The sequence below is a fragment of the Pseudomonas sp. LBUM1674 genome (assembly GCF_059695635.1).
Genome location: NZ_CP166779.1, coordinates 3,598,831 through 3,614,734, shown reverse-complemented (window position 1 = coordinate 3,614,734; position 15,904 = coordinate 3,598,831). Strand labels below are relative to the sequence as shown.

6 protein-coding genes are annotated in these 15,904 nt (G+C 55.0%); 4 read left to right on the top strand and 2 right to left on the bottom strand.

Annotated features, from left to right (window positions below):
• Nucleotides 1-25: 25 nt before the first annotated feature.
• Both ACA067_RS16565 and ACA067_RS16560 read right to left on the bottom strand, forming a co-directional pair.
• Nucleotides 26-577, bottom strand: a complete 552-nt coding sequence (locus ACA067_RS16565; protein WP_497457577.1) for a fimbrial protein — start codon at nt 575-577, stop codon at nt 26-28.
• Between the two features lie 436 nt (nt 578-1,013).
• Entirely contained in the window at nt 1,014-5,723 is a 4,710-nt protein-coding gene (locus tag ACA067_RS16560) for an RHS repeat domain-containing protein (protein ID WP_497457576.1), read from the bottom strand.
• A 619-nt stretch (nt 5,724-6,342) separates the two neighbouring features.
• Here ACA067_RS16560 and ACA067_RS16555 point away from each other — a divergent pair.
• The 4 genes from ACA067_RS16555 to ACA067_RS16540 all read left to right on the top strand — a co-directional run bounded on the left by ACA067_RS16555 (nt 6,343) and on the right by ACA067_RS16540 (nt 15,866).
• Complete coding sequence (locus ACA067_RS16555; RefSeq protein ID WP_497457575.1) at nt 6,343-8,115, top strand: hypothetical protein; 1,773 nt, start codon at nt 6,343-6,345, stop codon at nt 8,113-8,115.
• Between the two features lie 41 nt (nt 8,116-8,156).
• Entirely contained in the window at nt 8,157-10,523 is a 2,367-nt protein-coding gene (locus ACA067_RS16550) for a hypothetical protein (protein WP_497457574.1), read from the top strand.
• 63 nt (nt 10,524-10,586) lie between these two features.
• Nucleotides 10,587-12,884, top strand: coding sequence for a hypothetical protein (locus ACA067_RS16545; RefSeq protein WP_497457573.1), 2,298 nt, complete (start codon nt 10,587-10,589; stop codon nt 12,882-12,884).
• Between the two features lie 54 nt (nt 12,885-12,938).
• A complete protein-coding gene (locus ACA067_RS16540) occupies nt 12,939-15,866 on the top strand; it encodes a hypothetical protein (RefSeq protein WP_497457572.1) in 2,928 nt (975 codons plus the stop codon).
• Nucleotides 15,867-15,904: the final 38 nt, after the last annotated feature.

The following is a 15,904-nucleotide window of genomic DNA, read 5'->3' as shown; positions in this document are numbered from 1 at the left end:
GTGTTCAAGGAGGGCGGGGTGGCTATCAGTTGATGTTGACGAGGAACGGGACGTCGGCCGAGGCGGCACCGGCGGCGACAGTGGCGGCTGTCGAACGGTAATAGGCATTGAAGATCATGTCGGTACTGCCGGTGTCGTAAAGATCGTAGTCGGCGGACGATGTGCCCGGCGCAATCGATGCACCGGTTTTATCCTTGAGCACGATCACAACGTTTTTGGCGCCGTCAGCAGTAGGCGTGACCGCGAAGTAATCACCCGATGCGTCGGGAGTGCCGTTGAAAGTTACGCTAGCGGTGTTGCCAGTCGGATCAAAGCCGCAACCGGGACCTGCGGTCACGCGCAAGCCAAAGCGTTTGCCAGAGTATTCCTGTCCGATGGCGGTAAAGCGGCTCGCTTCGATGCTGCCCATTTTTACCTGACTGCCGATCGAGCCATCTTCCGGGTTGACGATTTGAATTGGGCAGGTGCTACTGGTGATCATGCCTTCGAAGTTGATGGTGCCGGTGTTGGCATACACGGAAGTGCCAGCCATTGCAGCGGTAAGTCCCAGGGAAAGTGCGAGTAGATGTTTTTTCACGGTGAATCCTAAGGTTGGTTTAGTGCTGGCAAGTACATAATGTAGTTATCTGACTTGTTGCACTTTTGGGTAGATTGGTTGTGGTTTGTTGTCATGACGGGGCGGGATATTAGAGGGGGATTTAGAATTTGGAAAGTGCTCGCGGCGTGGATGTTTCGACGCGACGTGTAGGATTTTTCTCGAGGCTGGCTTTCTATCATGAATTTATGCAAGTTATTGTTTTTATGGGTTTTATTGTTTTGCGGTATGTGTTTGGAGCAGAGATTGGGAATGGTTGATCAGAGTTTCTTGAGGAAGGGGTTCGAGCAAGGAAATCATGGAAACAGGCATTGGTGAGTTTTTTAGTTGCAATCGGATATTTAATTGGAGGGGGCGATGGCAAAAACAAAGATTCGGCGACAACGCTGATAAGCTGTCGCCGAAGTTTAATCAAGTGTTACTTGCGAATCTGGTGGATCGTCACATTTGTTTCGGCCGGAATGGTGCTGTTTGCGTGCGTTACAGCATCGAGTACTTCTCCTTCAGTGCCCCTGCGTGAGGTCGCTGCCTTGAGCTGCTCTAGGAGCAGATCCCTACTGCCGCCTGGTTTGGCAGGTGAAGAAGGCGGAGGCGGTTTCAGTTGTGACTTCATTTGCGTTATCTGGTTTAAGTTTGGCTGAATGCCGGCCCCCCCCACATTTGATATTGGGTTAGGTGGGGGTGTTGGTGTTGGTGTTGGTGTTAGTGTTAGTGCTGGACCTTGTGGTGGGGGCGGTGTGCTACCACCAGCAGTTAGCATAGGAGAAAGACGGGAGGAGGAGCCCACCTGAGGCCTCGGGATTGTGAATTGTTGCACCTGCTTCGTCCCTCCCGCTTGTATACCTTTCCAAATTTCTTTCCCCGCCGACCTTTTACCGAACTCCATCATGATCTTGCTCACCCCCTTATAAGCACTGTGAACGATCAGGGGCGCCGCTGGAACAATCGCCGCAAACCCTAAATACGTACCCCAGTTGCGTGCCTCATCGTTACCGGTGGCTGCACCCACCGCGCTGGCGATGGTAGAACCTAAGCTGAGGCCGGTCCCCACCGCGATCAAAGCAAGAGAAACGGGTCCGGAAGTGCCCAATGAAACAACAAACGAAACAACCCCGATGGCGACAAATACGGCTCCCACCGCCACGCCAATCCATTCCATGACCCCGCCACCTCCCCCTGACAAACCCGGCACGGCATCTTCATCCGTCCGACGCAACCTGCCGCTCCAGCCGATCGCTTCGTGGCCGGTGGGGTCACGCAGGGCGATCGGGTTGCCCAGGCAATAGTTGTAAGGATTGACCCCGCCACTGCCGAACGGGCTGAGCGAGTCGGGACTGTGAAAACGCATCAGGATTGGGTTGTAAGCCCGATAGCCCCGTCCCAGCAGGTACCAACCGCTGACTTGATCACGCACTTCACCGTTGAACGCCAGCAGGCTTTGCAGCGTGTCATCACTGTGGCGCTCGCCGTAGGCACTGTAGACAGCCGTGCGCAGATCGCGCTGCCGACTTTCACCGAGTACGCTGTGGTTTGCATCGGTCATCAACAGCAAGGTTTGCGCAGTGTCCCCGGCTTGTTGTTGCCCCAGGGGCTGGTCCATGTGATAGAGGATTCGGGTCTGACGATCACCCTCAACGACAGCGTTCAGTTGCTGGTCCTGATAAAACCGCAGGGTTTCGCTCTCGCCTTGTTGTGAATTGACCAGATGATCATGGCTGTCATAACGGTACTGGCTGATGACCTGACCCCCGGTATTCTTGACATTCAGCAGACGGTTCTGGCTGTCGTAGATCAGGCGCTGGCCTCGTTCATCATTGACCTGATTGCCGTTGAGGTCGTAGGCAAATGTCGGATCGCCCGTCACTCTCTTCGGGGTATAGGCAACCTGTTCCAGCCGAAAAGGATCATCGGTCGAATAGTTGAACACAGCGCGTTCGTATGACTCGTCCGAAAAGTTCGTCATCGTCAGCCTGATATTATCCAGCTCGGTGAAGGTGAAAATCTGCTTGACGATTTTCCGGCCTTCGCTATCGCGTGGCAGGGTGTCGCCCGAGCATGTATGGGTGATGAGCCGGCCACGAAGATCATAGTCAAACGTCTCGTGCAGCAAGTTGACCGCGCCTTGTGTCAGATGCCGGCTTTGCAGCAGGCCATCGAGCTTCCACGTCTGTTTCTGGGTGCGTGGTGACTGCTGGTCCAGCGTCAGGGTCCGCAGGGTTTCACGCCCCTGATCGTCATACTCCAGCTCGGTGACCAGCATGCTTTTTGCGGCCAGGTCTGTGGTCGTGGTCTTGGTGAGTTGGCCCAGTTTGTCGTATTCGAACTTTGCCTCCAACTGACCCTGGTCGATGCTTTTCAGCTGTCCGAGGTCATCGTAATGGTAAACAGTATCCAGCCCGTCGCTATTTTCATGTTTCAAATCGGTCCGTTTCAGCAGCAGGCCTTGCATGGAGCTCGAGTGAAGGGTGTGCCAGGCCTTTCCTTGTTTGTCGACCCAGCGCTCACCGAGTAATTGGTTGGCGGCGTTGTAGTCATACTCGCGTATGCCTTGCTCATTCTTCGCCTGGGTCAGGCGGGCACTGGTGTGGTCATAGGTGAAACTGGCGGTTTCATCCTCCGCGTGGCTGCCAATCGGTTGGTCGGTGAGTGTCAGGTTGTAGTCGTAGGTGATGGTCTGGTTCGCGGGCGTGGTCTTACTGCTGACCTGCATCTGACCGCCTTCATAGGCGTAGCGTTCGGTGCGTTGACCGGTGGTGAGCCGGACAAGGCGCTCCAGGCCGTCGAATTCCTGCTCGCCCACCAGGGTGTACTTCACGCCATCGCCACTGACACGCAAGGCCACCGGTAACTCCGAGGCGCTGTGGGCGGCGTACTCGCGCTTGACGATGTTTGCGTCGGGCAGCGTGCTGCTGACCATGCGCGACCAGGCGTCATAGGTGAATTGGGTAATCCGTTTATACGGGTCGCTCTGCTGGGTGCAACGACCCAGCCCGTCATACAGGTAAGTCTGTGTGGCTATTTCCTGTTGCGCGGCATCCAGTACCCGGGTCCGGGAAGGTTTGCCGAACCGGTTGAGCCAGGTTTCGCTCATGCCTTGGATCTTGGGGGCAGGCCCGGTGCTTTGGCGCCAGCTACGCTTGATTGGTCCATTTGACTCCGGTGTCCCTATCGGGTCGGTGGTCTGGTGTTCTTCAACACCATCGGGGCCGATGACCGTGCATTGCTGGGCCCAGTCGTCATACTGGACGCGGGTGGTCAGCGCCAGCTGCTTTCCGTCAAGCCAGTCGAAAACGGTCTGCTCGGCCAGATCGCCCCACGCGTTGTAGAGCGCCGCACTGGTTTGTCGGGTTCGGCCCGGGTCGGCGCTGTCGACGTGGTCACGCTCCTCGAAAACTGCACGACCTAATCCGTCGAGAACGACGCGTGTCCTGATCTTTTTGGCGTTGATGATGACATGCTCGATCTGTTGTCCGTTCACGGCGCTGAGGGTGTATTCATATTGACGACGGGCTTCGTAGTCGGTGCCGGGCGCCGTGACCTCTTCGGCCAATCGATTCAGGGCGTCATAGGTGTAACGGGTTTCCACACCATCCACCAGGCTTAGAAGCTCCTGCGACGTCAGCAACGAGTGTTGCCGGGTGATGCCTCTGCTCGCATCATCGAAGTCGGTACGCAAAGTCTCCGTGGTTTGTTGTACGGGCACCTTGAGTTGAGGGCTATCGAACTTCTCGTATTGGTAATCAATGAAACTGGATTTGCCTTGCAGGGTCACCGCCTGCCGCTCGACGCGACCATGCAGGAAGCCATCACCCGGCTGGTTGACGTGGGTGTACAGCGTGCGCTGCAGTTCGGTTTCACCGCTGGTCTCCAGTTGCACCTGCGTCACGCTTTCGGGGGTGAGCCAGGCCGCTACGGGGCTGCCGGTCAGCGGCGGCAACGTCTTGTAGGTGTAACGGGTGACCAGTGTCGGTGCCTTGCCGTTGGGCGACGCGGCCGGGGTGACGGTCTGTTCCTTCATGTACCGTACAAAGTCATTGGCGTCAGCAGCCGGGTACCAGGTGCTGGTTTGGACCACGCCATTGGCCTGGGTCTGCGTCAGCAGGTTGCCGTGGGTGTCATAAGTGCTTTTGACGGTTTCGCTGCGTTGGCGGGTGACATTGTCCCGCAGCGTCCAGGTGGTTTTCACCTCGTGGGGCAATTGACAGTAAGTGGATTGTTGCTCGAACGGGACGTTGGGTTTCAGGTCATACGTGGTCTCGACTGTCTGGACATTGTTGTTCTGGGTGGTCGTTTCGCTGGTCAGCAGGTGGAACTGGTTGAATGTGCGTTCAATGGCGCGTACCGCTTTGGGTTTCGGTCTCGGGTCCGCCTCCGTGGGGGCGTCGGTGATCAACAGCGATTCAACGCACACGTAGTCGTAGGCACCGATGTACTTATAGAGATTGTCCAGGCCGTCGTCGTCCCACTGCACGGAAAGACCGAAGCCTACAAAATTTTTCTCGCCCGGATAGGTGTAGCCCACCTCGATCATCGGCTGGCCGGCGCCGGGGTACGTGCGGTGACCGGTTACCCGCGGCAACGGTGCCTTATTGCTGCCCTGCGGAAACTGATGCCCCAGGTCTTCATAGAGGATGACTTCGCGCCCGCCGGAGGGGGTCTCCACCGAGCTGATGCACAACTGATCATTCTTGAGGCTGTAGCCGAAGCGCCAGGACGCCTCGTTTTCGGTGGGCAGGGTGATCTTTTCAACGTATTTGCTGGAGCTCCCCAGGGTCATGACAAAGCGTGCCAGCGGGCCGCCATCGGGGCCGCCATCGGGGTCGGCGAACGGCTGCAGCAGCACCTCGACCGACGAACTCTCGCGCTTGACCGACAACAAAGTCTGGCCCGAGTCATCCTTGATCCACGCCAGGATATGATGCGATCCGCTGAACGGCACATGGTGAAGCGTGATCTTGTGCCCTACAGGTGAATAAATCTCGACGGGCAGGGCCACCCGGTTCTCGCTGCTGCCGAACTCCTTGAGGATCTCGACCATGCCGGACTTGTGCACCACCCGAAAATGAGTGTCGTCCACCTTGTAGAAATGGAAGCTGTCGAGTTTCTTTTCCGCCATCACCAACTGCATGCCGGCGCTGCCGGTGACCTTGAAGGTTTCACCGGTGCTCAGGGACAGGATGTTTTTACCCAGGGTGTATTGCGACAGCTGCAGGTTCCAGCCCAGACCATAGCCAGTGTCCAGGGTATTGAGCGGGCTATAGGCCAACCCCAGGCCAAAGCCCGGGCCGCGTAAATCATTGGTCTGCACCTCGGGCAAGTCGATGGAAATCGTATACAGACCGGTGCGCTGATCAACACCGTTTTTCATGGAACTCATAAAGTTAAGTGCGTTGGAGTGCACTGAGGAGGTAGCAGTCATGGATATGAACCTCATTGTCGGGCAAGAGAATTAAAACACCGGTTGCCGCGGCTCAGGCGGCATCTACAACGGCAGTCGTTACTGGCAATCACGTTAAAGCGCCATTAATAAAATGGCTGTGCAATCCTGGCGTGTATCTCTATTCAAGTGGTGGGATACAGGCATTCCAATAAAACAATAACAGGCTGGTTACGTGGCCGAACCTATCAGTTCTGATAGTAGGCAGATCGAACATTCAGGCGTAAAACATAGCCATCCATGACGGTTCGCGTAATTGATGCAAAGGCGAAGTGCCTGGCATCAAGCTACGTCAATTAAAGGAATAGAGATGATGACTGCGACATTACCCATGCCGGATATTCCGGACCTGAAGTCTGATAACACCATTGATCTGGATGAATTAGGAGATGCAAGCCTTCCGACCTGGATCAACTATGACGGGATAGCCGAAGGCGACAAATTCTGGCCTACCTGGTGGGGGTGCACCGCGCTCGGTGAGGCGGTCGACGACTTTGACGAGCTGACAGAGATATTGCCAGGTGAGCTGACGCCGCAGGGTGTCCGTGTGCTCATCTCCAATACCAAGCTCAAGGACCTGAATCAGGGATGGGTGTTTTATTCGTACAGGATGTACGACTCCGGTGAGCCTGATGCACGAGGCGAGGAGTCGCTACGCCGGTTTTTCTATGTAGGCAAACGGTCGTCGAGCACGTCGCTGCTGCCAGCTCCTCAGTTCAAGGAATCTCACGGTCTTGCCTTGGACCCGAATTCGATTGGGGATGGCGGGACCACTATTGTGATGGCGCCTTATCAGGCGATGTCCGCGGGTGACAAGGTGACACTGACCGTCGACAGATATATTGATGAAGACTTCCCTTGGGATCCGATTACCCTTACAAAAGAATTAATTAACGTTGATGTCGGTAAACCTCTGCAGTGGCCATCGATATCGAAGAACGAGTTTGAAATCATTGTGGATGGATTTGCTCATATGAGCTATCGCATCGACTATGCCACACCGACCGTGCCCACCGAATCCGCCAGGCAGACCGTGCATATTGTCACGCCGCCTGACACTTGGCTGTCGGCCCCTCAAGTAAAAGGTTTTAACGACGAAGAAGAACTCGATCCCGATCTTTTTCCTGACGGCATGACGCTGACGATCGAACCCTACCCGGGCATCCAGTTAAATGATGACGTCATGGTGTACGCCTCGGGTGAAACTTCAGTGATCAAGACCCTGCGAGTTGATGCATCGACAATGGATAGTGCCATTCTGGAAGTCAACCTGGAACGCGCATGGCTATTGGCCAATGTCAGTAAAGAAGTCAACTTCATGTATCAGTATGCACGGGTGGGCAGTGCAGGTACTTCCAAACCCTTGGCATTGACATTGACCAAGCCCCTGAAGCTGCCACTTCCCATTGTTGAAAACGCGACACCAGACGCTGAAGGCGGTTTTCTGCTGCCTGCAAGAATTACCGGAGGCGTTTACATCAAGCTTCCGGACGATGCCGAAATCGGTGGCAACAAAGTTCAGATGCACTGGGAAGGTCACGGCAGCACGGGCAGTCACATTGCCGATCCCATGCTTGGTTATCCAAAGCGCTTCTTCATTCCTCCGGAAGCTGTGCCGGCAAATATGGGCAAGCGCCTGAAGGTGTTTTACAAGGTCACTCCTCCGGGGAAAAATTCGCAAGTATTTGACCTGGAGATCAGAGATATGACGACGGGTTGGCCAGCCCTCCAGATCAGTTCTCCGACTTCACCCAATAATAAAGTTTCACTGGGTGCCGTAACGGGTTTCGTGGTTTTCAAATTACGCTCGTGGCCCTACATGTCGGCCGGTCAACGGGTAAAGATTAAAGTTGAAGGTTTGCTGTCTGCGGGGGGGAAAGACGTTTTCGATATGCGTACGGGCGCCAAGGAAGTGGTCACCGAGGATGAGTACTATGCGGGGGAGCTGGAAGCGAAATTGCCCAAGGATTTTTTAATGAAGTTAGCAATTGATCAACAATTTGACGTGTTTGTTTCTACAAGTTTTGATGATGGATTTACCTATAAGACATTTCCACAGATATCCCCCCAACTGATCGCCTGACGCGCGATAGACATCCTTTAAGTTTTCGTGAGGTTTTAATCATGGCCGGTAATTCATTGGAAAGCGTGTTGGCGTGGATGAAAGATGATGCGCGCATGTTGGAGTGGGGGTTGGTCGTCGCATTAGAGCGGCGCAAGGCCAATCTGTTGATCATTCAGGAATATATCCGGCGTTTCGGTTCGGACAGTTATCTCCCGGCGATTAGAGGAGATGTGCCGATGGTGGTTGGTGAATGGATGGAATACGTCCATGATTTTGTACTGGATGTCCCACGCCTGTCATTTGGAAATGCTGATCTCAATAATTCCACAGCCATGTTGACCATGGCGGTCATGGGCGGGATCCAGATGACGCTGGCATCAGAAAGCACTGGCTGGAAAGTGAACAAACTGGAAGAGATAGATCCGTTGCAAGGTCCGAAATTATACCTGGATTTGCGGCTGAGTAATGTGCCGGGCGATGTCGATATCGATGGCCGGGTAAAGCTGGATTTGAAAGAGAGCGATAACTTTCGCCTGACCTTTGCCCAGACGGCTCATGGGCAAAGGATGGGCGGGGACTTTTTCAAGGATTTGTTCAATCAACTGCCTGATGAGCAACGTATCTACCCATTGGGTCAGATTCAGCGCGGGACGAATGAGTTGATGAGTCCGAAGTCATTTAGACTTTGGACTCAGGCGAGTCCTACAGCCTCTGGTGATTCTCGATCTACAGAAGATGGCAATGGTGCCATCCTCGCCCTGATTCGGACGATGGCGCCCCAGGAAGGGCATGTGCCAGGAGCAGGCTATAAGTTTTTGATTCCTGACGATGAGGGGTCGGACTACTCGGCAACTGTGCTGTTTGATCGTAAGCAGGCGTTGATGGGCACCGTATTGAGTGACATGTCAGGGTTATTCGAGAATGCCTCATTTGACTATGAGTACAGTGGCAAGGAGTTGCTGAGTGTGACAGCAAAATCCGGTCAGCTGGTTACGCCGAAAATAGAGTTTGAGCAGGAGTATAAGCACCCTGATGATGGGACCCCGGTTAATATAGCAGTCAAACTGGGTGAGTTTGTTTTTTTTGCAGACGGTAAAAACCCGTTCGCCATTGATATTTTCAACGATAAGCTGAGCGTGCGTTGGGAGTCGTTAGCCGAAGCACGGGGGGTTATCGATCCGTTCGAAGCACCTGAAAGAGAACTCCTCGTTCGGTGCTCCTTTACCTTTCGGGCAGGGTATGAGGTTGTTGCAGAGGCTGACGGGCGCATGTCGCTGCGACAAACTGACTTTGATATGAAGTATGAGATCAAGGAAGTAACGTCCGACAGTGCTGGGTCAGCCTATAATTCATGGTGGGTTGCATTTTTTAAATACATTCTCGACAGTTTGCTTCTGAGTATTATTCCACATCTAATCATTAATAATACAATTAGCCAAAGTTTATATGTAGCGTTTAAAGAGCGATTAACGCCTGAGAAGTCGGTCAATGCGTTTATTAACGAAACCATCAAGCTCAACTTTGGCCAGGCGATCCAGGGCAACGAAGTTCATGCCCCCTTGGACGTCGGCTTCTTCGGTCGCATCAACCCCACCCAGACCTCGTTTGTGGTCAGCCCCATGGAACCGTTGCTTAAGCAGGGCAGCACCCTGAAGTTTACCACTGAGCCTGTTGTTCCTGGCGTCAAGTGGAAGGTGGAAAACGTCATTGAAGGCGCCGACAACGTTGGAAAAATCGACGAAAACAGCGGGGAGTATCAGGCCCCACCGGCTGATTCCATCACGGGTCGTTACATCCGGGCCCGAGTCACGGCCACTGCGGCCGATACGGGTTACTTCAGTTCGGCCCTGGTGACCGTGCTGGTCGGTGAGCTGACCGTCAACCCCTTGATCCAGGTCTGCAATGTCGGCGGCGCTGTCGAGTTGGCGGCGGGGCAACTGGGGACGGGCGAGCTGAGCTGGTCGATCAAAAATCCTGTCGCCGGTGAAAGCGGCGAAGTGCGGCGAAGCGACAAACCCGAGCTCGATCACACGTATTACCACGGGCCGGTGGTTGCCAATAAAACCTACGTACTCGATGAGATTGAGGTGAAGAGCGCAGGGGCAGCCCGATCGGTGCATGTCCTGGCGTTGCAGAAGACCCCCGGCCTTTCGGTGAGAATTGACAGTATGGACCCGGCGAAAGGGGACGTTCAATTGACGGCCCTCGTCAATGGTACTCCGATGACCGCGCAATGGAGCGTTGCTTTGGGCCCGGGTTCGATTGAGGCAACAGGCCTGTACCGTGTGCCGCCCACCACCATTGAACGATACGCGCTCATTTTCGCCATTGTCGACGGTGGTCCCTTTGGCAAGTTTGAAGGCCATTTGATCTTGCCGTTGCCCTTGCTCGAGTTTCCGGAGTTGCATGAGGTATTAAGCCAATGAGCAACGCTCTTCAAGCGATTAAACCCATTGTTATTTATACAAATGTAAAGGGGAGTCAATTCCATGGCCGATAATTCATTGGCAAGTTTGTTGCTGTGGCTGAAAGAGGGTTCACGCATGTTGGGGTGGGACCTGATCGTTGCCCTGGACGGCCGCAATATCAACCGTGATTTGCAGCAGGACCACATCATTCGCTTGAGTCAGGGCAATGATCTTGGGGACATCAATGTATCGATTGACATTCCCAACACCAACATCACTCAATACCTGTCCGGTGTGAAGCTGGCTGCACCGGCGCTGTCCTTCGACAAGGCCTCGCTGCAGAGTACCCGGGCAGCCTTGAACCTGGCGGTAGTGGGGGGAACCCTGATGATGGTGGAGACCGTCCAGGGGCAGAAAACGATCAGCAGACTCTCCAGCCTCGACCCGCTGGATGGGTCGCAACTACGGCTGGAGGCACCGATGGTGTCCGATTCGCGCAGTGCACTGCTGGACCTGGCCACTGGCGAAGAGGTTTTGCTGACCTTGTTCGACACCCCGGCGCAGCAGCGTGAAGCGGGCAAGCACTTCCTGGAGCGTTTCAAAGCGCTGGCCAACGACAAACGGGTGTATACCCTGGGTACGTTTGCCGGCGAGGACAATCCATTCATGCTCAGCCGCAGCATTGATGTGCGAACCCAGAAACGCGACGCTCAGGTACTGGCACCGCAGGCCGTCAACGAAAACGGGGCGGTCCTGCTGTTCGTCAGCATGGCTGATGGCAGCACGGGCGATTTCCCCGGAGATACCTCCGGCTACAAGTATTTGATCCCGGATGACGACGGGCAGACAACCTGGTCGGGCACGGCCCTGTTTTCCCGGGCGTTGGTCCACCGCGCCGCCTACGGCCATGCAGTGCTGCAATTGCTTGACGATGCCGAGTTCGAACGGACCGCCAACGAAGCGGGAATGCTGAAGAAACTGGTGGCTAAAAGCGGTGCCTTGCAGGCTACCGCAGGTCGCTATCAAAGCCTTGATTTTGAGTTCGAGTCTGAAGCCTTCAGTCTCCCCGCGACGGGCGGCGCATTACCGCTGACTGTCGAATTCGGTGACGACCAGGCGACACAGCACTGGCAAGGCAGCTTTCCATTGTCATTCAGATACCGCCGCGTGGGTGGCACCGATTGGCAAAATCTTACCGCCACGTTCAACATCCGCCTGGACCATGAGTTTCATTTTTCGGCGGATGAGTCCTCAGCCTTGGGTATGGAAGGCGCATTGTCCTCCCCCTTTGGGAGCACGCAGGTGAGCCATGTTTCAGGATTGCCTGCGATTGCGCCAACGCTGTTGCAGCAGATCATCGAATTCGTCGGGCAGACGGTCAATCGGGCGATCCTTGAGCGATTCTCCAACACCCTGACGGCAACATCGTCCGACGAGTTTTTGGCGGGGTTGGCGATTATCGGCAAAAGTACCCTGCAACCGACCGACGTGGCTTTGCCTTCTGACCTGGCGGTGTTTGGCCAGGTGCATCCAATGGGCTCATCGTTCTCCATCGTCCAGCCGCAAGCGATAGTGGCTGCCGGCAAGACGCTGCCACTGAGCACCGAGCCAACCCGCGATGGTGTGGAGTGGACAGTGGAAAACCTTGCCGAAAGCCCCAGCAACCCGGGCACTATCGACAAGCAGAGCGGCGTGTATCGGGCCCCACCGGCGCATGCGATACAGGGCAGGTTCAACCGCGTATTGGCTATTGCCACTGACCCGGATACCGGCGAGCGAAGTGTGGCGCTGATTACGGTCCAGTCGAGAGCGATTACCGTCAACCCGCAAATTCAGAAGTGCTATCACGGCCAACGGGTGGCGCTGTCGGCGGGCGGCATCGGGACCAGTGAATTGATCTGGACGATCAACAATCCCGTCCCAGGCGAAAGCGGTACCGTGGTGAAGAGCGATGAGCCTGAAGGCGATCACATTTACATCGCCGGCCCACAGGTTACAGGGAAAACCTATGTGCTCGATGAAATCAAGGTGAGCGACAGTCAAACCGATGACGCCGAGTCTGCCTGGGTGCTAGTGATACAAAACGAGCCCGGAGCGACGATAAAGCCTGAAGCTGACCCCTCCCAGCCGGAAGGGCAGTTACAGCTGCGGGCCTTTGTCAACGGCCAGCCGATCGATGGTGAATGGTCGCTGCCGCTTGACGGGCCGGGGTCGATCGATGCGTCAGGACTGTATACCGATGATCCGTTCGCCGAAGATCGTTTTGTGCTGATTACGGTAACGGTAGATGGCGGAGATTTTGGCAAGTTTGAAGGCCATTTGATTCTACCGCTGCCACTCACTGATTTTCCGGCGGTGCTCAAAGCATTGGCTGAATAACCTATCCACGCTGTTTCATTGCTTTGTTTTTTTCTCAAGGCAGGGGGTAATATCATGTCTGGTAATTCGCTGGAAAGTTTATTGAATCGTATGAAAGAGGGCTCAGTGACCCAGGGCTGGGGCGCTGTTTCTGTCTTCAATCGCGGCCGCCTCAATCGGTTGCTGGAACAACAATATATCGCACGTTTCAATGGCCTGGGTTTCATGCCGTCGTTCAACGGTAGCCTGCAGCTCACTGATGATGGAAATGAAGTTGTCGAACTGAATAATGTTTCGTTAGGCCAACCGTTATTGTCGTTCAACACTGCATCATTGATTAACTCGAGTGCCGTGTTGACAATGAACCTCATCGCCGGCCATTACACCGTCTCACGCCAACAGCCAGGTGCGCAGAAAGTGCTGTTGTCGACATTCAATATAACGGAGGCACAGGGTTTTACCCTGGTCATGGATATCGACTTGTCCCTGGTGGTCGGTGAAATCGATCGGCAGGGCAAGGTGACATTGAACTTGTCAGAGGCGGCCAACTTTCGCTGCAACCTGGCGGGGGATGATGAGGCGACGAATACGCGATTGGCCAGCGTGTTCAAAGAAAGCTTTGCCGCGTTGCCTGCTCATCGAAGTGTCTATCAATTGGGCATGCTGAATCTCAAGGGCTACAACCACTTGACTCCGAAGTCGTTTCGTATTGTAACCCAGGCTGCCCCCGGTGCAAAAGTTCGCAGTGCATTGAACTATGGTGATGGCGGCGTGGTGGTGCTTATACAGCTTCAGGGTAATACGGGACCCGGTCGCTTTCCGCTAACCAACGACTTTCCGTTTTTAATCCCGGATGACACGGAGGCGAATGGCAGCGACAGATACTCGGCGTCATTGGTGCTGTCTAAAGACATGACGCCTTATGTCGAGGGCAACAATCTGGAAGTGCTCAATAACCTGCTCTTTCCCGCAGAGAACTTTTTCGATGAGCGCGAGCGGCATAAGCCGGGTGATAACGATCTGGCGGTGTTCGGTAATATCAGTCCCAAGCAGACGCTCATCACCCTGGACCCCGCCTTCAAGACGATCAAGGCGGGTGGAGACCCGCAACGCTTTACCTTGCGTAACTGGAAGGGCGAGGGCATCCAGGGTAGCAACTGGCGAGCCGTCGGCCTGCGCAGCCATACCGCCGAGAGCCAGGGCACGATAGCAGACGGGCTGTACACCCCGGCCTCATCGGCCCTTATCGGGCATGATTCATTGCACGTAGTGGTGACTGCCGACTATGTCAATGCGGGTATCACCTACACTGCTTCGGCGCTGTTGCTGGTGGTGTTCGACAGCATGACGATTGCACCGCGAATGGCGACCTGTTCGACAACCGCTCAGTCACAAGCCGTGGTGCTGAGCGCGTCGGCGCTGGACGCTGCGCCCGTGAGCTGGAAGTTGCTCGCGCCTGAATATGGAACGCTGACCCAGAGCGCTAACCGGGGACTGTTCACGGCCGACAACCGAGCCAGAAGCAAAGGTCTGGCTGTGCAGCGAATTGAAGCGACGGGAACCGAGACGCGCCAGGCATCCTTGCTGCTGGTGAACGCAGAGCAACTGCTGCGGGTTGAGCCGCCCTACGTTCCGGCGGTCAGGCAGTCCGCGGGCGTTCAACTCAAGGATGATCCGACGTTGCTGCCGGGCGTCCCCAGACGCTGGAAAGTCATCGGTGGCGGCGGCACTGTCGACGCGCGCGGGCATTTTACCGCGCCGGCGCAGGGCACCACGCACAGCACCGTCGTGCACTGTGAGATCGTGCGCAATGGCGTGGTTTTTTCCAGCGGCTACAGTGTCATCGATCTATCCGAATTGGAACCGGAGCCAAGCTGGGACAGTCTTGTAAAATTTACCGTCGTGGTGCCTAACGGGCTTGATCAAGGTCGCCTTGGTTCGATGTATACCAACGGCTATCAGCAATTGATTACCGAGATCAGGGTCGAAACGTCGAGCTCAGAAGGGAAGGCCCGCGCGTTGAGCGTTTCCGAAAAGGCCAGCATGAGGTTGGTGACGAATTCTTCGGATGCTGAGATCGAATTTGTGGACGGCGATGGTATTCCGGAAGGGGATGCACGGGCGTGGGCGACCAATTTGAAGGTGAACCGCTTTGAAATGCCTATCCCGGGGCTCGCGGCGCAAGACTGCACGCGTGGCACCGAACCGGGCGCTTTCAGCGCCGATCCGCCCCCCATCAGCAATGTGGTTCTTTATCTCCACACCCGTGAGAAGGCGGGGTCGCCGGCCACTTTCTACGCGACGTTCCAGGCCGACCGCGACAACTTCTGGCATAGATCGACCCACATCACCGATATCAACAACAAGATCACCATTACCCCGCTACCGATTCCAATGTTCATTGATGAGGATTACACCTTCAAGCGAGCTAGGATCGATGGCGGATCGGGTAATCCTGGAGATCCGGAAGATGACGATTTTGACTTTCATTTGCGTACTGTCGATTACTGGACGCTTGGCTACGTGGGCAGACCCGGGACCCAAGGGGCCACTTTCGAAACGCTGGAGTTTTTGTCTGTCGATGGGAACGACATCCCTGTCGCGGCCTCTGAATCCACCATTCGCTGGGAAAGCGAGCAGCTTGCCGAGACGATGTTCAGTTGGACAGGCTCCATCTTTCAGGATCGGCTGGAGCCTGATTCTATTGCAAAAATCAAATTCGATGAAGCGACCAAGTTTGTCGTAAAACACGAAAGTCTGGATGTTGATGTCGACCGGGGAAGTTTTGAACACGGCAGGCTGGTGATCAGTTTGCACCGTTCCGACCGTATTCCTTATATAAGAGAAACAGACACATCGCGAGCCAAATTGTCACGGGATCTGGCGGTATTGTTGAGAGATAAAAACGGTAACGCACACAGGCGGCGTATTACTTACCTTCCAAGCAGTGTGGTGGGTGATCGAAATAGATTGAAGCACATTCTGTTCACTCCATCTTCCTGATTTGCCCATGTCGGCTGGCTGAAAAAAAGTATTTATTT

Excerpts from the sequence above, each read along its gene's own strand:
- ACA067_RS16560 (WP_497457576.1), bottom strand. The coding sequence starts at position 5,723 with ATGCAGTTGGTGATGGCGGAAAAGAAACTCGACAGCTTCCATTTCTAC.
- ACA067_RS16555 (WP_497457575.1), top strand. The coding sequence starts at position 6,343 with ATGATGACTGCGACATTACCCATGCCGGATATTCCGGACCTGAAGTCT.
- ACA067_RS16550 (WP_497457574.1), top strand. The coding sequence starts at position 8,157 with ATGGCCGGTAATTCATTGGAAAGCGTGTTGGCGTGGATGAAAGATGAT.
- ACA067_RS16545 (WP_497457573.1), top strand. The coding sequence starts at position 10,587 with ATGGCCGATAATTCATTGGCAAGTTTGTTGCTGTGGCTGAAAGAGGGT.
- ACA067_RS16540 (WP_497457572.1), top strand. The coding sequence starts at position 12,939 with ATGTCTGGTAATTCGCTGGAAAGTTTATTGAATCGTATGAAAGAGGGC.